Origin of the sequence: Bacillus sp. BD48, assembly GCF_046566805.1 — a bacterium.
Classification (GTDB): Bacteria; Bacillota; Bacilli; order Bacillales; family Bacillaceae; genus Bacillus; species Bacillus safensis.
This window is the reverse complement of the sequence record NZ_JANGFM010000002.1, coordinates 77,820-101,875: the sequence shown is the minus strand read 5'-3', so window position 1 is coordinate 101,875 and position 24,056 is coordinate 77,820. Positions and strand designations below refer to the sequence as shown.

Below are 24,056 nucleotides of genomic sequence, written 5' to 3'. Positions count from 1 at the left end.
TTAAAACATTAATCCCTGTTCAACCTCTTCAGTGATATGAGATAATGCCAACTAAATCGAAAGGAGAATCAATGTGTATAAAGGTATCATTTCTGCAATTATGGTGATATTCGGTTTTTGGATTTTTCTACAATTATCCTTGAACATCAATGTCTTTCAAAACTCAATGAACTATTTTATTGTTATTATCCTCTTTTTCCTTTGTATTCAGGCGTTATTGAAGCGTAGGCAATAAAAAATCACTCAGGTACATACACTTTTTTCAAAGGTAATAAAGATCTTGTCTCAGTTGGCATATGCTCATACCAATGTACAATAAGGTCTACGAGTTCTTCTAAATCTACTAGATGAACTTCATTATGCTTCGCAACAGCTTTGGCATTAGAAGTGAATCCACCAGTAGAAACAAATAAACTGTTTGCATTCATGGGATTAGCCCCTAATAATTGTTGTACTTCTGGGGAACTGGCTGAGTTTTGTCGATGCTTAACTTGTACTTTTATAATAGGTTTTTCAAATCCAAATGCATCTTTATAAGCTAATACATCAACACCACCATCAGGTCCTTTTGGGCTTACGCGAACATTGTATGACATAGCTTGCAGTAAACCCCCGACTAGATCTTGCATCTGCCACGGATCCAGTTTATCTACCTTATCTGCAATCATAACAGTTGCTTTGCTGACTAAATCTTCAATAATTTCATCTTCTTCTGTTTCATCTTCGTATGCTGCAATAGAAGTAGGGTTCTTGAGTAAATGTTCAATCTCTTGCCCCCAATCATCTACACGAAAAACAGTTGATATAGAACCGAGGCTGTTCTTAGCTGGTTGACTGAGAGAATCTCGTTTAACGGCGATTGGCTCCCAATTCACCTTAATGTGATTTGGATACATTATATCTCCAGCTGCTTCATCAAAAAAATGCGGAGCAGTCACAGTACCTACTCGATATTCACGACTCTCTTTTAAATATGTAATAATTCGATCTCCCTTTTTAATTTCTCTACTGAACCTCCATATCTGACTAACCCAGCTTCTCCTTGTAAAAGGTTTGTTCTCGGCGAATATGACATCAGCTCGAGCATTCATCTCTTGCTTTGTTTGATATTGTTTTGGATTACCTAATTTCGGCCACCCGATCGATGCAATACCTTTCTTTTCCCAAATTGAAATTAAATCATTTTGGTCACCTGCACGAACCATCCACCATTTCGTCATTAACGATCTCTCCTATTCCATCCCATAAATATTCTTACTAAATTATAAGACTTATTTCTTGTGAACAAAAGGATACACTCACCATTTTTGTCGAAAGAAAGAGAAAAACCCGAACAAGCATATACCACGCTCATCCGGGCTTCTATTTTCCTTTATTACACTTCTTCACCATTCGTTGCGATGACGTTTTGATACCAAGTAAACGAATCTTTTTTAAGTCGCTTCATTGAGCCGTTTCCTTCGTTGTCGCGGTCAACATAGATCATGCCGTAGCGTTTTTTCATTTCACCTGTTGTGAATGACACGATATCAATGATTCCCCAAGGTGTGTAGCCAATAAGGTCCACACCGTCGTATTCAATCGCTTTTTTCAGTGCTTCGATATGAGAAGCGAGATATTGAATTCTTTCTGGATCGTGAATAGAACCGTCTTCTTCCACTTGATCTATTGCACCAAATCCATTCTCTACGATGAATAACGGGATTTGATAGCGATCGTAAAAACGATTCAATGTATACCTTAAGCCCGTCGGGTCAATGGACCAGCCCCAGTCACTTGATTTGATATAAGGGTTATCTACACCGTGCGGCAGGGCTCCGTTGACAATGTCCCCGTTGTGATCAGACACAGTATCACTTTTAACCGTTGTCGACATGTAGTAGCTAAAGCCAAGATAATCCACTTTTCCTTTTCTTAAGCTTTCTTCATCGCCTTCTTCAAATGGAATGTGATAGCCTTCGCGTTCGAATTCTTTTAGCGCATAGCTCGGATAGTAGCCGCGAACCTGTACATCTGGGAAGAAATAGCGCTGCCTCATATATTCCTCTGCAAGCATGACATCCTCTGGATTTGAGGAATATGGATAGATTGGCACGTGAGAAACCATCGCTCCAATTTGGAAATCAGGATTGATCTCTTTTCCTTTGGCTACTGCCCATGCACTTGCAAGTAATTCATGGTGTCCTGCTTGATACATGACTTCTTTGGCATTTTCGCCTTCTTTGACTGATACCCCTGAATTTGTCCAAAGGAATAGTGGGTTGTTGACATCCATTTTGTTATTGATTTCATTAAAAGTCATCCAATATGTGACCTTGTCTTTGTATCGATTGAAGCACACCTCTGCGAATTTCGCGAAATACTCAGCGACTTTTCGGCTGCGGAACCCGCCGTACTCTCTTGCTAAATGGAGCGGCATCTCAAAGTGAGACAGCGTAATCACAGGCTCGATGCCATGCTTGAGCAGTTCATCAAATACATCATCATAGAATTGTAAGCCTGCTTCATTCGGTTCCGCTTCATCTCCCTTAGGGAAAATCCGGCTCCAGCCAATTGATGTACGTAAGCATTTTAAACCCATTTCCGCAAACATTGCGATATCTTCCTTATAACGATGATAGAAATCAATCGCTTCATGGTTCGGATAAAATTTATCTTCTTCTATCGTTTCAGTTATTTGTCTCGGTACTCCATGAGCACCTGCTGTCATCACATCTACAACACTTGGGCCTTTTCCTGCTTCGTTCCATCCACCTTCGAATTGATGTGCAGCTAATGCGCCGCCCCATAGAAAATCTTTTGGTAAAGTCATTATTCTTTCCTCCTATTTCACAATTGTGATCATGACATCCGTTGGCTGACATGTTGATTGTTCTTCTACCATCACATCTTCGTACGCTTGTGTATTGGTGATGATAACTGGTGTGATTGTGTTTAATCCTTTGCGTTCAATGGCTTCTTGATCAAATGTCATCAACAAGTCACCCTTCTTCACCTTGCTGCCTTCTTTGATATGAAGAGTAAATGCTGAGCCATCTAGTGAAACCGTATCAATTCCTACATGAACAAGTAACTCCACACCGAATTCCGAACGCAGCCCAATCGCATGCTTTGTCGGCGCAAGCATGACGACACTGCCGTCAAACGGTGCATACAGCTTATTTTCTGTTGGTTCAATCGCAAACCCTTTACCCATCGCTCCCGAGCTAAATACAGCATCCGGCACTTCAGATAACTGGACCACTTTCCCTGCAAGCGGTGCAGGAATGGTTTCTTCATTGTTCATCGAAGTATTCATTTTTTCTCCAACTTGATCTTTATCAGATGTTGCACCGGCTGTCTGTTCCACTGTATCTTCCCCATAACCAAACATTTGAATGAGCACAACTGGTAAGATCAGCGCAATTGCGACACCAATCAATATGCCGATGATCGATGTTGGATAATCTGAACTAATTCCGTTTACAATCGTCAGTGGCCCAGGCAACCCTGCATACGCAAAGTAATAAGGCGTAAAGAAGCTGGCAACAATGGCACCGATCGCTCCAGATATACATCCGAAAATAAATGGTTTCTTGAAACGCAGGGTGACCCCATAAATCGCAGGCTCGGTAATTCCAAAGAGACCCGTGATTCCCGCTGAAACCCCGACTTTTCGTGTTTCGCGGTTTCTTGCTTTTAAAATAACCCCTAACACTGCGCCGACCTGAGCGATAACAGCGATAGTTTGATATGCCTGGAAGGAGTCACGTCCATATTGTTCAAAGTTGGCGAGCACCATTGGTGTGATGCCCCAGTGAACACCGAAAATGACAAGCACTTGCCAGAAACCTCCGATAATGGCACCTGCTAAAGCTGGTACATTTTCTGCTAAGAAATTGTATCCGTTTGCAATCCCATTTGCACCTGCTGTCGAAAGAGGACCAATTAATAGAATCGTTAACGGAACCATGACAACCATACAGATAAATGGGACAAATAACGGTTTGACCACCTCGTGAATGCGTTTGTTTAAAAATCTCTCTACATATGAAAGGATCCATACCAAGAATAGCGGCGGCAAAACAGATGACGTATAAACCGTTTCAGATAGCGCTATGCCTAAAAAGGTAACGCCTTCCCCTGATGCCACGCGTCCAGCAATCTCCGTCCAAGCCGGACTGACAAGCGCTGCTGTACACGCTACTGCAATGTACATATTCGTTTTAAAATGCTTGGCAGCTGTTATAGCAATAAAGATAGGCAAGAACGTAAACGGCGCCCAGGAAATAAAGCTAAAGACTTCATACGTTCCCGTTTTCGAGAAGCTTGGAAATAATAAATTAATGAGGATAAGTGCACCTTGTAAAATACCAGCTGCTGCCAAAATATACACAAATGGTGCAAACACAGCAGACATGGTCGCGATGACACGATTCAGCACCGTTCCCTTGTTTTCATTTGCCTGATCATCATCAGACGGCTGTAGCTGAACAAGGCTGGAAAAATGTTCGTATACCTCACCAACATGCTGACCGATGACGACCTGAAATTGACCGCCGTTTTCCACCACGGTAATGACACCAGGCATTGCATTGACTGCTTCCTTTGCCTTTGGATTCGAACGTTTCAAGACCAAACGCAGCCGCGTGGCACATCTTGCGGCACTCACCACATTTTCTTCTCCGCCAACTGCCTCTAAGATGTCTTCTGCAAGCTTTTGATAATCCCTCACTTTTGACATATAAAACCCCCCTTTATCACTACTAGTATACGTACATTATAATTATACCGGTACAATTTATCAATACATATATAATTTCAAATAGCATATCAAAGGAAATTTGGTATGTGCTATAATACAAAGACAATAAATCGTGAAAACAAAGAGGAATAGCCATGTTAAAGTATCAACAAATTGCGAGCGATATTGAAAAATATATTGTCACCCATGAGATGCAGCAAGGGGATAAGCTCCCTGTACTCGAAACACTCATGAGCCAATTTGCTGTGAGCAAAAGTACCATTATCAAATCGTTAGAATTACTCGAAAAAAAAGGAATTATCTATCAAGTGAGGGGCAGCGGCATCTTTGTTCGAAGACACCGCCGTAAGGGCTACATCAGCCTTTTATCCAACCAAGGGTTTAAAAAAGATTTAGAGGAATTTCAACTGACATCAGAGGTTTTAATGCTAGACACCATCAAACCGTCCGAAGAAGCTGCACTGAATTTGAACATTGAACAAGCAGAGGATGTTTATTATCTAAAACGCATTCGTTACATCAATGGACAAACGTTATGTTTAGAAGAATCCTATTACCGAAAAACCATCATTCCCTATCTCAACACAGAAATTGCTGCCGATTCTGTTTTTAAATTCGTCAGTGAAGGGCTTGGACTCAAAGTCGGCTTCTCCGATATGTACTTACAAGTAGGCAAACTAAACGAAACCGAAGCAAAGCACCTCGGACTTAAGCAAGACGATCCCGCTCTCCGCGTCGAGACGGTCTTTCATCTCACAAACGGCCAGCCCTTCGACTTCTCGAAAATCACATATAACTACATGCAATCCCAATTTTTTATTCAAGCGAATAATTATTATGGGTGATGGATGGAAAAAGCCCCTCATAAGTTGAGGGGCTTTTTGAATACAATTCACTTGTAATAGTTATAATCATTGAACGTCGCGATCATATCTTCTTGTGTGCCGTTCTTCCCGCGATTTGTATTAAAATATAACGTTCCGTCATCGAAATCAACAGCTTCTATTTCAAAAAGAGTAAATGCACTGCTCGTAATTCGGAATGAAAGGTCTTTTCTAGTAAACAACTCTTTTGAAAAATCTTTTGCAGGTGTTTCCTTTTGCTCTTTCAGCATTTGATTGATATTTAACGGGTATGTGAGAATGACACTCACATTAGAAGCTCCGCCGTTGGAGTCTGGCTTAGATAATGGTACATATAATGTTCCTTGGTAGAAAGAAATACCTTGAAGAATGTACTTAGAAACATCCACCACTGATTGATTTACAATCGCTTTCGTATCATTTAATGTAAACGTTGCCTCATACTCAAATTGTCCTTTTTGGTCATTAAAATTCCCAATAAAAAAGCGCTTCCCAGACCTGACAATAAACTTGTCCGCTCCAACAGAATATGTGATACCGCTAATTGATAAATTCGCCCCTTGGTACGGAAGGACATAGGATTTAGCCACTTTGTAAGTATTTTTCTTCGTGTCCACACTTAACTTCAATATCTTTTTTACATACTTTACACCATCGGCCATAGGCGCTACATATAAGCTAACTTGATCATCACCTTTTTGAGCTTTCACAGCTAAGTCATTGGCATGTCCTAAGTCATTGCTAGTACTGTTGGTGTCGGAGTTTTTAAGGAGCTTCACAGTTCTATTACTTGACGAGCCATTCATTTTAATAGCGTACAATTGCGTTAAGTGATTTGACGTATTTATTTTTGCAGCATAAATCATATTATTATTACGATCTACAGCCATCCCTTGCATAGAAGTGTAGAACCCAGAACCTGACATTGCAGAATACGTTGTATACGTGTTGAAATATCCGGATTGTGCCTGAACAGTCGCGGACCACATACTGCTGCAAAAGATGACAGCCATTAGGATAAAATACTTTACTCTTTTCAATATAAACACTCTCCTATCATTGGAATTTATGTCGTTTGGCTATTATGACTAAAGACTTACTAAACTAGTTATTTAACAGTTAAAGTGAAACTCCTTCTTTTGCATGAACACTTCCGATTTAAACCATCAAAAAGATTCATTTTACGAATGCATCAAACAAACTTATGATAAACGTAACAAAAATGTATAGGAGGGTTCGTCACATGGGAGACATTAGGGTGTATCATGTCGATGCGTTTACAACTGAGAAATTTGGAGGAAATGCCGCTGGGGTGGTGTTGGATGGTGAGTTTTTAACCGAGGATGACATGCAGAGCATCGCCAAGGAGTTGAATTTACCGGAATCCGTCTTCTTGCTGCCTGCCCATGATAAGGAAGCCGATTATCGCGTCAAATACTTCACACCGACGGAAGAGGTCAATTTTTGCGGGCATGCGACTGTTGGATTGACTTGGCTTCTAGCTACGGAGCTAGGGCTGGCTAAAGAGAGATCAGGGGTGGTGTTAGAAACAAAGATCGGCAATGTGCCTGTTGTATGGCACGAAGAAAATGGCAAGGTCGTTGATGTGGAAATGACGCAGGTGACACCGAGGACACGAGATTTTGTCATCGATTTAGAAGAGCTTAGTGACATGCTTGGTGTGAGAAGTGACCGCATCGATCCATCCTATCCTATCAAATTAGCAAACACCGGTAACTGGCATCTTCTTGTTCCGATGAAGCACCAACAGGACATTGATCAGGCGGCACCGAACTTAGCGGCTTTAGCTAGAATGAATAAAGAGCATGGCATCTCGACAACCCACCTTTATACGTTCCGCACCTCAAAAGAATGCGATCTTTATACGAGGGATTTTGCACCTGGGATTGGTATACCCGAAGATCCTGTGACGGGGGCAGCAAACGGGGCGTTGGCTGGATATCTTTATTTGGAGGGTATCATTTCTCAGCAAGAAATCACTCACCTGAACATTGCCCAAGGGGATGCCATCGGCAGACCTGGTATGCTTCGTATCACAGTCATTCCGAATGAATCAGAGCCGGTGATCAAAGTGGCAGGCGCAGCTGTCATCACGATCCGCGGCATGTTAACTTTATAAAACATCAGCTTGAATGGGGACTTCCTGTTCAAGCTGATTCTATTTAAAATGATTTTTGACCATTTCGATCCATCTTTTGGCCGATGGGGAAGCTGCTTTGAATGATTTGAGCGCCAGATTAACCTCACGAAAGACGCTCGTATCCAATGGAATGACTTTCGTATGAGGTATGTGCGGCGGCAAAACCAATTTTGGAATGATCGTGACCCCAAGTCCTTCTTGAACCATAGAAATAAGCGTATTGTTGTCTTCAATTTCAAACAAAACATGAGGCTTCACGCCGCCTCTTTCTTTTAACAGCTTCTTAACGAGTATGTCACAGCCCGCTTTCGGCATGATAAAGGCTTCATCATGTAACGAGTCAACTTCAATCACTTTCTTCGTATGAAAGCGATGATTCTCTTGTATGAGCACCACCAATTCATCCTGAAAAAGTGGAACGGTCTCAAATTCCCTCGATGACTGCGTTAAGAAACCTACATCAACCGTGCCTGAAGCAATCCATTCCTCAATCTCCTCATAACCGCCCTCATATAACTCCAGCTTGATATGCGGATAGCTTTGCGTAAAACGATGAATAAGGCGTGGAAGGACATTTGAAGAAAAACTAGGGAATGTCCCAATCTTGATACTCCCCACTTCCATCCCTTGAATGAGCGCCGCCTCCTGCTCAAGCAATGCCGCATGATGCATGATTTGCCGGATATGCGGCATCACCCGCTCACCTGCGTCCGTCAACGAAAGCCCATTTCGATTCCGCCGAAGCAGCACAATCCCGAGTTCCGACTCAAGCTTCGCAATATTATGACTCACCCCAGATTGCGTCAGCCCAAGCTTCTCCCCGGCTTTTGTAAAACTGCCGCATTCGACGACTGTTAGAAATACTTTGTATTGGAATGTGATCAGTGTGCTCACCTCTTTTGTTTTTATTTCGTCTATAGATTTCATTTTTAGTTTCAATTAGTATTTGAAAGAATTGTGATTTGCTCTAAATAGAACTGAAGAAGAGTGCTTTTTGAAACACTCTTCTTCAGTTAGATAATACAGAATGACTCTCTGTAAGTATCATAATGATTTTTTCCTTGATCATACTAAAAACTTGTTTTTTCTACTTCTGAGCTAGTCATATATTCATCATCAGCTGAATAATCATCTTCAACACTACTAATTAACCATGTTTTTTTATCTTCAATATATTCCAAGGTAAGTTCAACTTCTGAAAATCCCTCTTCGCTTTCACTGTCAACGTATTCAAGAATTTCTCTTTCTTTCACATGAAACTCCACTGGAATATGTATCAAATGTGAACCACCACTTCCAACTTCATAAGTGGCCTTTGAAAAATCAATTCTAGTTCCTAGTGCCTTTCCTTCATAATAATTATTTGAATCATAATCAGCAATCACTTCTATATAATCTTTTTTAAGATTATCAGACACATTTTTTAACTTATTTGCGTCCTTTGAATTTTTAGCTTCAACCCTCTGTTTTGCAAAATCATTTATTACTTGTTTAATATTTTCTTTAAATGTTTTATCAATAATTGGATTAGGTGTTAAATCATACTGATTCGTTGATCCACCAAAAAAAGAAGATGAGTCAGTATCTTCCTCAACTTTTATTTCGTATTCTTTACTCTTGCCCACTCCCCAAGGAAATTCAGCTTTACCTTGAAGGGTTATCCCATCTTTTACAGGACCAAACGTAGTACCTTCTTCTATTTTCTCTCCAGTTCCTTCTCCATTTACCACTATTTCAGTATTAGGCATTGATGATGAAACATCTACATTATCGCCTGAAAAATTAAGACTCACTGTTTTTTCAAAAGAATCAGCATCAAAAAGTGTGATTTCCTCCTCATCATTTACTGTTGTATAGTTAAACTTCTTTTTCCCTTTAACTTTATACACACCTGGTCCATAATAGCCCAGAAGTTTAGAATGGTTGTTTTCTAAATTGATTTTCTCACCATTAAAAGAGAGCTCTGCCCCTTTCATGGCTTCTATTTCTACCTTATAAGCTCTTGCCTTAAGTGTATATTTCTCGCGCCCAAATAGACCTTTCTCTTTATCTATAAAAAATGGACCCATAGACAAAAAAGCTTTTCCAAATAGACTCTCAGTAAATGTACCATCCTTACCGTCTGAATTATAATACTTTGCTTGATACTCTAATAACTCTACTTGATTTTCAAATTCTTTATTTTCATCTTTTAGATAGTTAATAATGCTTTCGGCATCCTTCTTGTCCCATGACATCTCCTCTTTTTGAAGCTTTACTAATTTAACTAAGCCATTTGCATCTCCATTTTCTACTTTTTCCTTAAATTCTTTCGCCAAATCGGCTGGGTTTGTTGAACGTCCAGCCACCAAAAAAATAATAATAAGTAAAAGAACTGCACTACTACCGATAATGAATAACGTCTTTTTCTTCATTCTTCAAACTCCTTAATCAATTTATTTGATTATTATAACATTAAAGTTAAATAATAGAGTATAACCTAAAAAATTCATAATTTATGAATAATAAGATGCAATAAAATAAAAAGCCTCAAAGAACTTTAAGCTCTTCGAGGCTTTATTGATATTCTCTTATTAATTCGTCGTTGCCGACGACGAAGACCTAGACGCTGCTTCATCAGCTTTCACACAATCAATCGCAACAACGAGGGCAATCATCACAGGCTCCATCTCTTCTTTCAAAATATCAACCTTATAGCTGTCACCCCAAGTAAACCATTCCTTCTTCACCTGACCGATCACTTCGCCGTTCTGGAGCACCTGGAAATTCATATCCCACCAGTTACCTTGCACTTCGATCCCAGCAGCATCAATTGAATATTTTGCTTTAAAGAACGTAAACTCTTTTTTAATCGTCAATATCTCTTGACCATTAACTTCTACTAAAAACTTCGGTAAAAAGGTAAACATTTTCTTCGTAATCACAGCGATTTCATCTCGTTCTGTATTCAAAATGGTAAACGTCTTCGGCATCTTCATAAAGCTGCCTTCGACCACATACACATCGTTCTCCTGCTGATCTTTTACCGTAAATCTGCCGCTCAGACTAAATACCTTCTGCTTCATGTAAAGCTGTTTCATATGTACCTCCGATTCAGTTCAAAAAATTATCCGTTCTTACCTTATCCCTGATTATACCAAAAAATAGAATGTACAAAAAACCACCTGATAGCAGGTGGTTTTCGATTACTGATCCATTTTCAGAGATTCTTTTTCATATGTTTGAAAAGCATTTTCCATTCCCATGATGACTTCTTTAATTTTGACATAACCACTTGTGTAAGGAATAGAATCTCTAATCTCTTCCCACATAAAATGATAGAATTTCAGGTCATCCGTTTCACACATCACAAAATCTGTGTAATCTTTACCCGGAAGAGCTTCAGCATCAAAAAAGCGCACCTTCACATGTTCCTCATATTTCTGCATCAACTCTTGCAGCGAAGCCGCATGGGTTCTTCGCTCCTCTCGTGGTAAAGCAAGCCAAGATGGATAGAACTCTAATAAAACAACCATCATATATTTCATCATCATACCCTCGATTCTTCTATGATGTGATGATTGTACGTCAGAACTATAGAATGTGCATTAACATAAGTTAATGTTCAGCAGGATGCAGCAGCCTGCTCAGCGAAACAGGAGAAATACCGATATACGAGGCAATATGATATTGAGCGATACGTTGATGTAACCCGGGATATTTCAATAAAAACGCCTGATATCGCTCAATTGCGGGCAAATATAGCAGTTCCCTCTCACGCTTTTCCTTTCTCGTATACAGCCTTTCTACACTAACCCGAACAAACCGCTCCCACATATGACTTCTGTCCATCAACATTTGAAGCAGATCATACGGAATTTCAATCACGATAGAATCCTCCAACGCTTCAATCGAATAAGGAGAAGGCTGCCCGTTGATCATACTTGCATAAGAAGTAGCAAAATCATTTTCCAACGTAAAAGCCACATTGTACTCCCTTCCATCCCGTAACAAATAGAACAGACGGAAGAGCCCGGTTATGCAGAAATAAGCATGCTTCACTGGATCGCCAGCTTTGATCATGCATGTACCTGCTTTTAATTGTTTAATCGTTGTTCCATCTTTGAAGGCTTGCCAATGATTTTGTTCGATTGGATACTTGGATATTTTGGTTTTGAAAGTGTCGTATGGGTCAGTTATTTTGTCCATCTGTTTTTTACCTCCTAATAAGGAAAACTCAAGCCTACTTGGGGATTGTTTTTATTATTAATGCTAAAAATAAGTCTGTCACAATACGTGATGCAAAAAAAGTCTCGTTTGAGGGAAATCACTCAAATGAGACTTTTTTTAGTTATTATTTAATAACCATTTACAAAGTAAGCAATGGTTTCTAATTCATCTTCTTTCAGTTCTCTGTTCACGTAATGTTGATATTCTTTCGTGATTTTTTGCTTATCTCCACCACATAAATTAGTGAATTTCGCAATCATCCGAAGTTTGTCTCTTTCCTGACGAAATTCCTCTTTTGTCCACGGTCTTTGGTGTGAAGGAATATACGTATCGGCATCAAAAGCTTCTAACTCATCTAAAAGACGCAATATTTTTTTCACCGTATAATGTACTTTTTCGGCATACATTTTCGGATAAATACAATCACCAAGAAACAGGATATTCTCTTCTTTCACATACACGATCACTGAATCAGCAGCGTGATCGCCTCCAACATGCTGCACGACACAAGTGACCCCGCCAAGATCAATTTCCATCCGCTGGTCAAACGTGACATCCGGTAAAACCACCTGAATATCTCGATGTTCCTTATATTCTTCTTTTATCGCCTTCGCGCAGAACTCAATCTCCGTTCCTTCCCTCACCCGCTCATCAATCGCCTCATCTGACCACGAAAAAGGAACAAGCTTCTCCATTTCCTTTCTTGTCTTTGCAGAAGCAATCGAAACCGAATCAGACAGCGCTGGCAGACCAAAAATATGATCCCAATGCCAATGCGTGAGGACAACCATATCAGGCGTGGCGTTCTCATTTTTTAAAGTTTCTTTGATAAAGTATTTGGCATGATCTTCTGAGTTACCAGCATCGATCATTAATGTTTTGTTATTGCCTACGACCATACCTAGGATGGGGCGGTCGGTGAGTGATACTGGTGTGATGTAGGAGAAGGTTTGGCCTATTTTTTTGATTGTGTGCATGGTGTGCCTGCTTTCTATAATTGCACATTAGATTTATATTAGGATAAATTATCTATTTTAAAAAGTTAATTTTTAATACGTAAGTGAGAATATAAATATTTTCTTTCTGCCTTAAGTATAAGCTTGAATTATATGTTGAATCACAAACTTATTTTAAATATGCCTTATTACGACCAGCTTCTATAATTTCTTCTTTGAATTCATCCATTAGTGCAAGAACTATGTGGTATAATTCTTTGAATTCATTTTTAGCATCCTGTTCATTATCTTTATATAATTCAAGATATTCTCCATGTGAAATCTTGTTTCTCCGCTCTAATAGTTTTTGATTTATAAATGCTTTTTTCAACTCAAAATTTTTTTTGGGAAGCGCTAAACTATAAAGTATCTCTTCTAATACTTCATACTTAAGATTACTCTCCGTTGTAATAATAGCTTTATCTTTTTCCTTAACTTTAAAAATTTGCTCTTCGTTTGTTATTTTTTCAAATAACAAACCAAATTTAGTTGTGTTATTCGAGGACCTTGCGTCTATAATTGCTTTTTTATGATGTAAGACAACAAAATTTTGTTTTAAATCTACTAGTCTATATTCTAGACCATTTAAATATTTCAAATAATCTCTAGCTGCCATTTTTATATACCCTTCCCAATGAGCATATAGCAAGGTTATTCCTGACCTAAGTAAGATTTTTAACATTGCCCCATTAGAACTCTGTATCTGGCTCTGCAACATAGTAAGTTCTTGTTTCCTCCAAAATATATTCTTATTTAACTCATCTTGAAGTTTCTCCAATTTAGATTCCGTCATTTAGAAAATTTTCCTGCCAAATTCAACCATTTTTTTGAATCTATTTAGAGGCTTGGTACCTGGCCTTGTTGCTTGAGCAAATTCTTCTTTTTCATAAATGCCTTTTAATATCTCTATAACATCTGCATCTGGTTTAGCTTTAATATGTTCAAGGTTATCACTAATACTTGTAATTAAAAGCTCGAAAGATCCAATTAATAATGGTCCTACAAATTTTTGTTTGTTTATATCATATTTCTTAAATACATCATCAGCTAATAAACTGTTCAAATAACTGAAAGTCTCTTTAAATACTTTTCCTTCTAACTCTCTATTAAAAGTGCTATCTTCAATAATCTCAATCATTTGTTCGGTAAGATATTCTCCGATATCATCTTGACCGTTTATTAAGGTAACATCACAATGTCTGTATACTAAGAATCTAATAACATATTCCATATACTCTTGTTGTGAAGCTTGCTTTTCTGTAAGAGGTAAACAAGCTTTAAAGTTCTCATCCTCTTTTAAACCCGTTACCCATTCATAAAACTCTTTGTCTAACATAATCATTAAACAATTTCGAATCTCTTGAGGACTTAAAGCTGTGCCACCTGTATTCAATCTTTGAAATAACTCATACTTAGCATCTGCATCACTGCTACGTTTTATAATATTTATATCCAACTTTGCTCTTTTAAAGTCTATTCTTTGTTCACTTGTAAAAGAGTTCTCTGATACTTCAGTATTGTTCCACATTTTCCCTTCAAGTGATGGAAGAAACTTAGTTTTTCCTAACACATTGGGAGGTTCTAGAATACCATCTTCATTTTTTAAGACACCTACAAACTCTAATATTGTAGACAGTCTCTGAAGCCCATCTATTACATCCCAAATTCCACCTTCTCCTTGTGCTACAAAAATAGGTGGAATAGGAATACCCAATAATATTGATTCAATTAATCTAGTCTTTTGATTATCATTCCATCTAAAAAATCTTTGGAAATCAGGTTGAACTTGTAGTTCGTTGTCCTTGTACATATTTATTAGCTCACCGATAGACATAGAATAACTATCCGTTTGAATCTCTTTTGATTTTTTTTCTATCTCATCTTTAAGAGTCATATTGTCACCCCTTAATTATTGTTTCTAGGTCCAAAAAATCTGTCACCATTTAAATGCATCATATGCTCTGGATTATCAGCAAACCATACCTCTGTCTCCCAGGCAATATCTGTTGCATACTTTTTAAAAACAGACATATCAGGAAAAGCAGTAACATATATACGACCAGATTTACAGTTTTCCAATATTTTTTCCAATTCGTAAACCCTTTTGTTAGAAATAGGACCATGAGAAGTTACAGCTTCAATAAGATATATCCAATCTTTAGATTGAGAATACAAGACAACATCTGGTAGCTTATCATGTAATAATGTGGGGATATTTAATTGTTCCATTCTTTGCTCATCTAAGTACAACTTTTTGTTACTGGTATCTCCTACATACAACAGTTCTGATCCAGGAGCAAAAATTGCAGCAAAATCTTCTACAATATGTTTTTGTAGTATATTATGTTCTCCTGATGACAGGTATAAAGTATTATTTCTAGAAATTTTCACTGGAACCCTGTGGATCTCTTTTATCTTTTTATATCTATCGATCAATGTAGAAAATTGATTTTTAAATACAGATAAATTCTCTGCCCACTTTTCTGTATTATATGATTTAATAAGATGAAGAAATTCATCGGTTACTGCATATACAGTATTTCCGCTATTAGTAGGGCGTGTGGGATCATCGGGATTTCGATCAATAATTCTCGCTTGTTCAAATTGATGAATTGTTTGTCTTCTGATAGTTTCGCGACTATTGGGTGCATAAACCTTACCATACTGATTAGCCATAAACTCCATGATGTCTACAATTCTTAAGTGATACTTACCTGCATCTTCCCAAGAATCTTCCTCTTTTACTCCTAATAGAGCCAATAATGTTAATGCTGAGCGAGTATTCTGCTGCTTAACAGGTAAACCTAAATCTTTTAATGCTTGTATAGCTTGTTGTTCTTTATTTTTATTTCCTTTTTCAGATATATCTGCTTTTCCCATTTTCTCACCTTCATACGTTTCCTTTATTAGAGAATCTATGTCACTGTATTTTATTTCTTCCTCAAGAATTTTTCTACCTATTTCCAATATAAATTCGTAGTTAGGAAAAGGTAACGGTCTAATATCAGAAGCATTGACTTGAGTATTACCATTAATTATACGAAAGAATTTATCTACATAAGAAGAGTTTAAAAAAGCACAAATTCCCATAGCCTCTTCCTCACTTAAACCATCATTATATTTGTGTATATAATTCAAGTGATTTTCAATCCCTAAAAATTTGTAATCATAATGCTTTTTAAGATAAGATGCACAAACTATACGTTTACTCTGTTCTTTAGAAGTAAACCGTTTCAATAACACATAGTTTTTTGATGGAACCAGAACATTATGTCCACTATCCTTAACACCTAAATCTTTACCATTATCGGAAGGGAAATGCACTTTTTGATTTTTCAAATGCTGCATAAAGATTAAAGGATGATTCCTTTTAGGATTGTATTCCTCGATATTATCTTTATTTCTGAATGTAACTACACGGCCTGTGGAAATTTCCATGTCCATTAATGTAAGATTATTATTCCAACTATCAAACATGCGGAGAATCTCCTCGTCTTCTTCATTTACTGGAAGACGTATAAGATTAATTTGATCCGATGAGTCAATAATTAATTCTTTTTCAAAAGAGTGATGCTGATAACTATCAATTATATTTAAATCATCCGATGAACTTATTGTTATAAACAGAGGCCTTCTATCACGTTTGAAACCACTCAAAATTATACTTTCTTGAAGTACACTTTCACCCTTGAAATTACCTTTACGTTTATTGAATAGATGAAAGTGATCTGGATCAATATCATCAAAAAATTTTGTGCGGAACCTTTCAAAGTAGGCTCCTGAACAATAACTACGTGGAGTAATAAATATAAGTTGTCCTTCGTTAATTAAAAGTTTTGACGCAATAATCATAAACATGAAATACACATTAGGTTGACCATGTATATAATCTGCTAAAATCCTTGAATATACGTGATCTTTCTTAACTTTGTAGTATGGAGGATTACTAATGATTACATCATATTTTTCATAATTCAATGATTCATTAAATAAGTCATTTTCAACCGTAAGTCTATTATCAAGAATAAAATCCTCTTCTAGGATTGTATATTCAAATTCATTTCCACATTCATGCATCCTTTTTTTACATAATTCCATAACTGATCTTAAATGTGGAGTTACTTTCTTATCTTTTTCGTATAACACTAAATCAATATCTACTCTTATTCTCTGAGTGATAATTCTTTGAATTAAAGCCCCACTCAATGCTCCTAATCCACTACCAGGATCTAACACTCGTAACTTATCCTTTTTAATATTAACGTTTGAAGCTATAAAAGTTGCTATAGAGCTAGAAGTAAAATATTGACCTTTTTCTTTTTTTTCTTGTGAGGAAAGAGACAAGTTAACTTCACTTGTTAGATTTTCAATATATACCATGATTTCATCCATAATGAACACACCTTGTATGATTTTTTGCAGTTAGAACAGCATTATAGTAATTTCAATATTGTACCCCACCTTTCGTCATTAATATCTTGACCTACAAATTTTGTATTTATAACATAAAATTCGAAGTGGAATTTCAATTATTTCATCGAATTACAAATTCATAATATTATAATTCGTATATCTAAAATGTAATTTAACTTACTCTTAAATTGATAAAAATAGTAAATTTAGAATAAAATCTATAATTTTCTTATAAAAAGATTATCTTTGATATCGTGTTATTATTAATTAAGTATAGACTATTCATCTGCTTTCCTTCAATAGATAACAAGTGTTTATCCATATTTATGCACGTTATTTATGAAGAGTGGTAATCTTGAGAATATATCCAATTCATTACGGAGTTTTTCCCAGTTTTTTTGAGTTGATGTTACAAATTGTTTGTAATCTTCACTATTAATAGTTTCTTCTATACAATTATAATTTGTATAAAAACTTTCATTATAGCACTTCTCAGCATAACTAAACCCACTCATTAAAGATTGTAATAATTTCTCTTTACTGTCTCCATCCCTATAATATATCTTATATATATCATTTTCTATACTATCTAAAATTGACTCTATTATTAGAATCCAGCGTGCTACACTTGGTAAATGAGTTTTATCGCCTTCATATTCTTCATCTTTTAAAATTCTTTGCGTGATTAAAAAATTGCTTCTTATCGCAAATGACCACCAATAAAATAACTCAATCGGTTTAATATTTAAGTCTCTATCTACCCTTTCTTCAAAAAGGTCGTAAAGTAATATTAAATTTCTAAAATTATCTGTGGCAGCAAAAGCATCTGCATCCATTTCTAAAGTTCTTAAGTCTAATGGAGAGATACTTCGTGATTTTTTATTATTATTTTTTTCAAACATCGAAATAAATTGTATGGAATTTTTATCTTTTGAATTTAGGAATTCGCAATGTCCATTAAGTAAATGTCCTAATTCATGAGTTATTATAAACCTTGATACAAATATAGTAAGCAATCCAGCTAATTTAATATCTATAACTTTACTATCAAAAACATTAGCTTTTCCGTTATCATCAAATTTAACCATTTCGTAAGATAAATCATCAGTGACCTCCTCATTCTTTAAATGTAGTCGTTTTATTAAAAGGTCACTTCTCATCTTTGTAATACTATAAAAATAATCAAAAAAATTATCTATAACACCTTTATTTATTATAATATTATCAGTAAAATCTTCAGACCATGCTTTTCCACCTAAACTTAAATCCTCCTTAAGGTAAAAATTTAGTTTATATTTACAGATGTTGGTTTTGTTCTTTGAAATTTCTTTCATAATAAATTGATACTGTTCATAAATAGCCAATGCTCTATTTTTAATATCAACGTAAAAATCTTCTTTATTCCTCAAATTACCACCTCATTAATCTCATAACCTACAATCACTTATGATAAGGCTCCCCCCGCACAATCCGAAACGCCCGATAAATCTGCTCCACCAACACCAACCTCATCAATTGATGCGGGAACGTCATCCTCGAAAACGATAACTTCTCATTCGCACGCTGCATCACAGCGTCGCTTAATCCAAGGGATCCGCCTATGACGAAACATACTTTGCTTTTTCCGTATGTTGCCAGCTTATCTATTGTATCGGCTAATTCTTCGGAACTTTTCATTTTTCCTTCGATGGCGAGGGCGATGACGTGGGCGTCTGGGTTGATTTTGCTTAGGATGCGTTCGCCTTCTTTGTCTTTGATGATTTTCATGTCTTGATCGCTGAGATTCTCGGGTGCTTTTTCGTCCGCGAGCTCAATGATCTCGATTTTCGCATAGGCTTGTAATCGTTTTGTGTATTCGGCTATGCCTTGCTTTAAATATTTCTCTTTTAATTTTCCTACTGTGATAATTGATATATTCACAGGTCATCCCCACCTTAAGAACAAGTTATTCATATAAGTTATCAACAATTGTGGATAAAATTTGTGTATTTTGTGTCCGATCATTCGTTCCCCACTATATATATTGCAGGTTCATCGCACAATTCACAGGTTGTGGATAAACTGTGTGTATGTTCGATTTTTCTGAATTCCGGCGGCGTTTCATGATCATCTATGTACATGTCTAGTACGGTTTCTATATGTTCTGCACACGCATAAAATGTTTTGTTCATAAGTTTCTTATTCCTCCAATAGATTCTATGGTTATTCACATATGTTTCGCTCATTGTCCAATATAACCGATTTATTCACATGTTAATAGTCTTTTACCATTTCCCACACCTTTTATCCACAAACCAAACAAAAAAAGCCTCCACTCCTGTGAAGGCTTCCTTCTATCAAAACGGATTATAAAATCTCGTTCCTCTAACAAATGTAATCACTAGCGACACGATCAGCACCACACCAACAAACAATAACGCAGCATAATCTGCTTTTTGAAAGTCTTTTGCCGTAAACCATGTACGCTTTTTATGTTTCCCAAACCCGCGCAGCTCCATCGCATTGCTGATCGTTTCAATCCGCTCTAAGCTGGAGAAAATCAGCGGCATGACAATCGATAGCGCATTTTTAATTCGTTTCCCCAATTTTTCATTCTTCGATAAATCAATGCCTCTTGCTTGCTGAGAAATCGCGATCGTGCGAAAATCCCGCTGAATGTCTGGAATATAGCGCAAGGCAATCGCTACAGCATACGAAATGCGGTAGCTGACGCCGATTCGGCTGAGGGATGAGGCGAATTCACTTGGATTTGTTGTCACAATAAATAAAAGCGCTGCTGGCATCACGGTCACATATTTTAGCGTAATGTTCAACTGATAGAAAAGCTGTTCAAGTGTGACGTTGTACCAGCCGGCAATATGAAACAGCTCATGCTTTGCTCCGTAGATGGCGACACCTTGCTGGGGTGCAAAGATGTAAATGGCGATGTTATTGATCACTAGGAAAATCGCCAGGACGATCACCACGAAGGAAATATCACGAAATCGTACGTTCGATAGCTGAAAGAATACGATACTGGCGGCTAACATAAAGACTAAAACGCCTGTATCATACGTGAGCATCGCTGCGGATGACCAGAGGATAAAGCAAATGAGTTTGGTTGCACCTGTCAGCCGGTGAATCGGTGACGGGCGATCGATATAAGACAGCATGTCTACAGCCATGTCATTCGTTCCTTTCTGTCAACCTCAATGAAGCGATCTACGAGTTCATTTGGATTCGGCCAATCTGCTTTCAGCGCCAATTCATACAGCGACGTTTCCTTTAAGCTCGCCTTTTGGACAAGCAGCTGATCTGTCAGTACTTTAGCTGGTGTATCATCTGCGATTTTTTCTCCATCTGAAATGACGATGGTTCTTGTTGTGTATTCAAGCATCAAGTGCATGTCATGGGTAATCATCAAAATCGTGACGCCCTGCTGATTTAATTGCTCTAAAAACGTCATCATCTCTGTGTAATGTCTAAAATCTTGACCGGCCGTTGGCTCATCTAAAATGATGATTTCTGGCTCTAACACAAGAATAGATGCGATGGTGACGCGTTTTTTCTGTCCAAAACTGAGTGCTGAGATTGGCCAATTTCGAAATGGATACAGCCCGCATACTTTTAAAACCCGCTCTACACGTTCCTTGATGTCGTCTTCCTTCACACCTCTTAAAACGAGACCGAGTGCGACTTCATCAAAGATCATTTGTTTTGAAATCATTTGATTTGGGTTTTGCATGACGACGCCGATTCGTTCGGAGCGCTGTTTGATCGTATCTCCTGTGATATCATCGCCATTTAAAAGAATGGACCCTTTCGTTGGCTTTTCAAATGCACAGAGCACTTTAGATAATGTCGTCTTGCCTGCGCCATTGGCTCCTGCGATGCTGATCATTTCTCCTTTTTTGACGGTAAAAGAGATGTTGCTCAGCGTATTTGGTCTTGTTGGATAGTCAAAGCTCAGCTCGCGCACTTCTAGTAAATCCTGTGCTGCAATCTGCTCTACTGACGGCTCAGATGCTTCCATCCATTGCTCGATTTTCTCTTTTGCCTCATCGTCTAAGGTGAGACGCTGTAAATTAGCGATCTGATCTCCCGGTGCGACCGGAATACCTGCATATTTCATAGCCTTTACATATAAAGGCTCACGTAAATACGCCGCTTCTAAAACATTTGAGGCGAGCAATTCATCTGGTGTCATATCCGCTGCAATCGTTCCTTCATTGACAACGATGATGCGGTCCACATGGCGGAAGAGGACGTCCTCTAATCGGTGCTCAACCATCACAATGGTTTTTTTTGTTTGTTTTTGCAGCCGGTCAATGAGGTCGATGACTTCTTTACCTGTTGCGGGATCAAGGCTTGCAAGTGGTTCATCAAACAGTAAAATGTCGACATCGTTGACAAGTACGCCCGCAATGGCGACACGTTGTTTTTGCCCGCCTGACAGCTCATGCACGGACGATGCCAGCTTGCCGTCTACCTCTGTTAATCTTGCTGCTTCCTCGACACGTGTTTTCATTTCTTCGCGTATGACTTGATCATTTTCAAGCGTGAACGCGATATCTTCTCCAACGGTCAGCCCGATGAATTGTCCATCAGGGTCCTGAAGCACCGTTCCGACAAGCTGGGAGAGGGAGAAAATGTTCTCTTTCTCCGCATTTTTCCCGCCGATGTGAAGACTTCCTTCCATAGAACCTTTATAAGACGCAGGAACTAGCCCATTGATACAATGGGCTAGTGTGCTTTTTCCCGATCCAGACGGGCCTGCGATGAGAACTTTTTCTCCTTCATAGATGGTCAGGTTGATATCCTTTAATGTTGGTTCTGCCTGACTGCGATACTTGAATCCGAAATGTTCGAATTGAATCATCGGTTTCTTCATTTATGTGTTCCACCTTGCTTCATGATGTTTCTTTCGATAGGCTGCCGCTTTTGCTTCTCGTTTTCGCATAAGCTGCAATGATGATCGTTCCTAGTACACCAACTGTGATGATGTTTGAAATTCCTGCCACAATGCCTTGAACAAACACTTTGTTCGCAGGTTCTGCATAGATCACAATGTCGAGTACAGGAGCAATGATAAACCAGCCTAATGCCTGTGCGCCTGCTTGTACGGCGTTGAAGAGCGTGATTTTCTTCCAGCCGAAGTCTCCCTCTTCTACTTTTAAACGGTTAGAAATAAAGCCGATCAATAAACCAACCACACCCGAAACAATAATCCAGCTCCACCAAGGGCCAAATGTGGTCGCATCTTTAATGAGATGGCCAATAAAACCAATCAGTGCGCCTGCAACAGGACCAAATAGCACGGCCATTAATGCAAGGAATGCGTATGAGGTTTCAATTTGTGTATTCGGAATTCCAGTTGGAATGGAGACGAATCGTCCTAGAATCACAAAGACGGCTGCGCCAATTCCGATAGCAACGACTGTTTTCGTTGAAAGTTGTTTTCCTGCCATGATGTATCCTCCTCTTATTCGTATATAATGCGCGGAGCTTTGCGAATCGAAAGGCGCCAGCCTGTGCCTGTACCGATGTTATAAGCCTTTGCAAATGACCCTTGATTGATCGCCACGCCTAAATGATCGAGTGAATTGACATATACGAGTGGTTCGCCTACCTTTAAATCGGCAAAAGATCGTCCATAGGTCATGATATTTTTATACACATTTTTCGGCCCGTTGGCAATGGTAACTTCTATTGCATCCCCATAATTAATTGAAAGCTGTTCAAATAGCGTGTGATGAATGTTTGTCCACAGGTTTCCGAATCTCACATCTAAAATATCAATCGTCCCTGTGATCACATCTTCTTCCGCATAAGCCTGTACGACTGGAAGATGGATAATATCATCAATATTCGCCTTTGGCCCAACCTCTTCAAAAGAAATCACACCTGATGCAATTCTCGCGCCTGTATAGGCGTAAATGTCTCTTCCATGGAACGTATGTGATTTTCCCGACTTTGGCAGCCGGTTAATAGTCTCATCTAAATAACGGGCTTCTACGATGCCAATATCCTGCGCGACGTGCGTGAGTGTCCCGTTATCTGGAGTAATAATATAGTGTGAACTCGTCGTTTTGACGACAAGACTTTTTCTCTCTGATCCAACGCCAGGGTCAACGACGGAAACGAATACCGTCTCTTCCGGCCAGTATGTGACGGTTTGAAGCAGGCGATAAGAAGCCTCCCAAATGTCATACTGCGGTATATTGTGTGTTAAATCAAAAATGCGGATGCCGCTGCTGACCGTATTTGCCACTCCGTACATTGCACTGACAGCTCCATCATCAATGCCGAAATCTGATTGTAAAACCAATGCATGTTCACTCATGTCAATCTCCCTTTCATTTGAAAAAATGGATGTGGTGTTTCACGTGGAACATTTGAACAATTGTATGAAAAAAAGTGGACAATAAAAAATACCCCATCCTTATCTTTGAATCATAAGGACGAGGTATTTGTCTCGTGGTACCACCTTTATTTACTGTTTGCTCGCGCTAAACAGCCTCTACAAGTACAAAGCTCCAATCTGGCTCATATACTGTGGTTTTGATAACGAGTACCAACTCTCGTCGTCACCTACTAATATCATAGATATGTTCAGCACGAGGCTCAGAGACCATTTTTCGAATCATTATTTTTGCTTCTTTTCAGCTGCCGAAGCTCTCTGTGGAAAAATT

At 38.3% G+C, this 24,056-nt stretch carries 22 protein-coding genes and 1 other annotated feature (1 of these 23 only partly in view); of the genes, 2 read left to right on the top strand and 20 right to left on the bottom strand.

Annotation, left to right across the window (positions count from 1 at the left end):
- Positions 1-239: 239 nt before the first annotated feature.
- The 3 genes from ACLGGR_RS05550 to ACLGGR_RS05540 all read right to left on the bottom strand — a co-directional run bounded on the left by ACLGGR_RS05550 (position 240) and on the right by ACLGGR_RS05540 (position 4,723).
- Positions 240-1,220, bottom strand: coding sequence for a restriction endonuclease (locus ACLGGR_RS05550; RefSeq protein ID WP_410972655.1), 981 nt, complete (start codon positions 1,218-1,220; stop codon positions 240-242).
- Positions 1,221-1,375: 155 nt separating this feature from the next.
- Complete coding sequence (gene bglA, locus ACLGGR_RS05545) at positions 1,376-2,815, bottom strand: 6-phospho-beta-glucosidase BglA (RefSeq protein WP_095409990.1); 1,440 nt, start codon at positions 2,813-2,815, stop codon at positions 1,376-1,378.
- A gap of 9 nt (positions 2,816-2,824) precedes the next feature.
- Complete coding sequence (locus ACLGGR_RS05540) at positions 2,825-4,723, bottom strand: beta-glucoside-specific PTS transporter subunit IIABC (RefSeq protein ID WP_410972654.1); 1,899 nt, start codon at positions 4,721-4,723, stop codon at positions 2,825-2,827.
- 155 nt (positions 4,724-4,878) lie between these two features.
- Here ACLGGR_RS05540 and ACLGGR_RS05535 point away from each other — a divergent pair, with 155 nt between their 5' ends.
- Complete coding sequence (locus tag ACLGGR_RS05535) at positions 4,879-5,589, top strand: GntR family transcriptional regulator (protein ID WP_410972653.1); 711 nt, start codon at positions 4,879-4,881, stop codon at positions 5,587-5,589.
- 47 nt (positions 5,590-5,636) lie between these two features.
- On the opposite strand, the gene ACLGGR_RS05530 is transcribed toward ACLGGR_RS05535, so the two are convergent.
- Entirely contained in the window at positions 5,637-6,620 is a 984-nt protein-coding gene (locus ACLGGR_RS05530; protein WP_410972976.1) for a hypothetical protein, read from the bottom strand.
- A gap of 230 nt (positions 6,621-6,850) precedes the next feature.
- Between ACLGGR_RS05530 and ACLGGR_RS05525 the strand changes: the two genes are divergently transcribed.
- On the top strand, positions 6,851-7,747 hold the full coding sequence (locus ACLGGR_RS05525) for a PhzF family phenazine biosynthesis protein (protein WP_410972652.1): 897 nt from the start codon (positions 6,851-6,853) through the stop codon (positions 7,745-7,747).
- Positions 7,748-7,786: 39 nt separating this feature from the next.
- On the opposite strand, the gene ACLGGR_RS05520 is transcribed toward ACLGGR_RS05525, so the two are convergent.
- The 16 genes from ACLGGR_RS05520 to ACLGGR_RS05445 form a co-directional block, all read right to left on the bottom strand.
- The gene (locus ACLGGR_RS05520; RefSeq protein ID WP_410972651.1) at positions 7,787-8,695 is read right to left on the bottom strand and encodes a LysR family transcriptional regulator; all 909 of its coding nucleotides are present in this window, start codon (positions 8,693-8,695) and stop codon (positions 7,787-7,789) included.
- Between the two features lie 143 nt (positions 8,696-8,838).
- On the bottom strand, positions 8,839-10,182 hold the full coding sequence (locus ACLGGR_RS05515) for a TcaA 3rd/4th domain-containing protein (RefSeq protein WP_142946064.1): 1,344 nt from the start codon (positions 10,180-10,182) through the stop codon (positions 8,839-8,841).
- Positions 10,183-10,341: 159 nt separating this feature from the next.
- Complete coding sequence (locus ACLGGR_RS05510) at positions 10,342-10,848, bottom strand: LURP-one-related/scramblase family protein (RefSeq protein WP_267587034.1); 507 nt, start codon at positions 10,846-10,848, stop codon at positions 10,342-10,344.
- 105 nt (positions 10,849-10,953) lie between these two features.
- The gene (locus ACLGGR_RS05505; protein WP_410972975.1) at positions 10,954-11,295 is read right to left on the bottom strand and encodes a darcynin family protein; all 342 of its coding nucleotides are present in this window, start codon (positions 11,293-11,295) and stop codon (positions 10,954-10,956) included.
- A 70-nt stretch (positions 11,296-11,365) separates the two neighbouring features.
- Positions 11,366-11,956: a Crp/Fnr family transcriptional regulator gene (locus ACLGGR_RS05500; protein ID WP_410972650.1), complete on the bottom strand. Its 591-nt coding sequence runs from the start codon at positions 11,954-11,956 to the stop codon at positions 11,366-11,368.
- 149 nt (positions 11,957-12,105) lie between these two features.
- Positions 12,106-12,954, bottom strand: a complete 849-nt coding sequence (locus ACLGGR_RS05495) for an MBL fold metallo-hydrolase (RefSeq protein WP_410972649.1) — start codon at positions 12,952-12,954, stop codon at positions 12,106-12,108.
- A gap of 148 nt (positions 12,955-13,102) precedes the next feature.
- Complete coding sequence (locus ACLGGR_RS05490; protein WP_410972648.1) at positions 13,103-13,765, bottom strand: MAE_28990/MAE_18760 family HEPN-like nuclease; 663 nt, start codon at positions 13,763-13,765, stop codon at positions 13,103-13,105.
- Positions 13,766-14,866, bottom strand: coding sequence for a GmrSD restriction endonuclease domain-containing protein (locus ACLGGR_RS05485; RefSeq protein WP_410972647.1), 1,101 nt, complete (start codon positions 14,864-14,866; stop codon positions 13,766-13,768).
- An 11-nt stretch (positions 14,867-14,877) separates the two neighbouring features.
- Positions 14,878-17,364: a BsuBI/PstI family type II restriction endonuclease gene (locus ACLGGR_RS05480; RefSeq protein WP_410972646.1), complete on the bottom strand. Its 2,487-nt coding sequence runs from the start codon at positions 17,362-17,364 to the stop codon at positions 14,878-14,880.
- Between the two features lie 335 nt (positions 17,365-17,699).
- Complete coding sequence (locus tag ACLGGR_RS05475) at positions 17,700-18,794, bottom strand: hypothetical protein (RefSeq protein ID WP_410972645.1); 1,095 nt, start codon at positions 18,792-18,794, stop codon at positions 17,700-17,702.
- A 31-nt stretch (positions 18,795-18,825) separates the two neighbouring features.
- Positions 18,826-19,305 carry a 23S rRNA (pseudouridine(1915)-N(3))-methyltransferase RlmH gene (gene rlmH, locus ACLGGR_RS05470; RefSeq protein ID WP_003214880.1) on the bottom strand — a complete coding sequence of 160 codons (480 nt, stop codon included), beginning with the start codon at positions 19,303-19,305 and terminating at the stop codon, positions 18,826-18,828.
- Between the two features lie 80 nt (positions 19,306-19,385).
- Positions 19,386-19,556, bottom strand: a complete 171-nt coding sequence (locus ACLGGR_RS05465) for a CxxH/CxxC protein (protein ID WP_065215011.1) — start codon at positions 19,554-19,556, stop codon at positions 19,386-19,388.
- A gap of 165 nt (positions 19,557-19,721) precedes the next feature.
- Entirely contained in the window at positions 19,722-20,549 is an 828-nt protein-coding gene (locus tag ACLGGR_RS05460; RefSeq protein ID WP_410972644.1) for an energy-coupling factor transporter transmembrane component T family protein, read from the bottom strand.
- Positions 20,540-22,255, bottom strand: coding sequence for an ABC transporter ATP-binding protein (locus ACLGGR_RS05455; RefSeq protein ID WP_410972643.1), 1,716 nt, complete (start codon positions 22,253-22,255; stop codon positions 20,540-20,542). Before ACLGGR_RS05455 ends, ACLGGR_RS05460 begins: the two co-directional genes overlap by 10 nt.
- Before the next feature lie 19 nt (positions 22,256-22,274).
- Positions 22,275-22,832, bottom strand: coding sequence for an ECF-type riboflavin transporter substrate-binding protein (locus tag ACLGGR_RS05450; protein WP_024424020.1), 558 nt, complete (start codon positions 22,830-22,832; stop codon positions 22,275-22,277).
- A gap of 14 nt (positions 22,833-22,846) precedes the next feature.
- A complete protein-coding gene (locus ACLGGR_RS05445; protein ID WP_120208939.1) occupies positions 22,847-23,707 on the bottom strand; it encodes an SAM hydrolase/SAM-dependent halogenase family protein in 861 nt (286 codons plus the stop codon).
- 111 nt (positions 23,708-23,818) lie between these two features.
- Positions 23,819-24,056 (bottom strand) — a binding site (T-box leader); it runs 33 nt beyond the window's last position.

Bases quoted from the DNA above. Each gene is read 5' to 3' on its own strand.
- ACLGGR_RS05550 (WP_410972655.1), bottom strand. From the start codon at position 1,220: ATGACGAAATGGTGGATGGTTCGTGCAGGTGACCAAAATGATTTAATT.
- ACLGGR_RS05540 (WP_410972654.1), bottom strand. From the start codon at position 4,723: ATGTCAAAAGTGAGGGATTATCAAAAGCTTGCAGAAGACATCTTAGAG.
- ACLGGR_RS05535 (WP_410972653.1), top strand. From the start codon at position 4,879: ATGTTAAAGTATCAACAAATTGCGAGCGATATTGAAAAATATATTGTC.
- ACLGGR_RS05530 (WP_410972976.1), bottom strand. From the start codon at position 6,620: ATGGCTGTCATCTTTTGCAGCAGTATGTGGTCCGCGACTGTTCAGGCA.
- ACLGGR_RS05525 (WP_410972652.1), top strand. From the start codon at position 6,851: ATGGGAGACATTAGGGTGTATCATGTCGATGCGTTTACAACTGAGAAA.
- ACLGGR_RS05520 (WP_410972651.1), bottom strand. From the start codon at position 8,695: ATGAAATCTATAGACGAAATAAAAACAAAAGAGGTGAGCACACTGATC.
- ACLGGR_RS05515 (WP_142946064.1), bottom strand. From the start codon at position 10,182: ATGAAGAAAAAGACGTTATTCATTATCGGTAGTAGTGCAGTTCTTTTA.
- ACLGGR_RS05510 (WP_267587034.1), bottom strand. From the start codon at position 10,848: ATGAAACAGCTTTACATGAAGCAGAAGGTATTTAGTCTGAGCGGCAGA.
- ACLGGR_RS05505 (WP_410972975.1), bottom strand. From the start codon at position 11,295: ATGAAATATATGATGGTTGTTTTATTAGAGTTCTATCCATCTTGGCTT.
- ACLGGR_RS05500 (WP_410972650.1), bottom strand. From the start codon at position 11,956: ATGGACAAAATAACTGACCCATACGACACTTTCAAAACCAAAATATCC.
- ACLGGR_RS05495 (WP_410972649.1), bottom strand. From the start codon at position 12,954: ATGCACACAATCAAAAAAATAGGCCAAACCTTCTCCTACATCACACCA.
- ACLGGR_RS05490 (WP_410972648.1), bottom strand. From the start codon at position 13,765: ATGACGGAATCTAAATTGGAGAAACTTCAAGATGAGTTAAATAAGAAT.
- ACLGGR_RS05485 (WP_410972647.1), bottom strand. From the start codon at position 14,866: ATGACTCTTAAAGATGAGATAGAAAAAAAATCAAAAGAGATTCAAACG.
- ACLGGR_RS05480 (WP_410972646.1), bottom strand. From the start codon at position 17,364: ATGGATGAAATCATGGTATATATTGAAAATCTAACAAGTGAAGTTAAC.
- ACLGGR_RS05465 (WP_065215011.1), bottom strand. From the start codon at position 19,556: ATGAACAAAACATTTTATGCGTGTGCAGAACATATAGAAACCGTACTA.
- ACLGGR_RS05460 (WP_410972644.1), bottom strand. From the start codon at position 20,549: ATGGCTGTAGACATGCTGTCTTATATCGATCGCCCGTCACCGATTCAC.
- ACLGGR_RS05455 (WP_410972643.1), bottom strand. From the start codon at position 22,255: ATGAAGAAACCGATGATTCAATTCGAACATTTCGGATTCAAGTATCGC.
- ACLGGR_RS05450 (WP_024424020.1), bottom strand. From the start codon at position 22,832: ATGGCAGGAAAACAACTTTCAACGAAAACAGTCGTTGCTATCGGAATT.
- ACLGGR_RS05445 (WP_120208939.1), bottom strand. From the start codon at position 23,707: ATGAGTGAACATGCATTGGTTTTACAATCAGATTTCGGCATTGATGAT.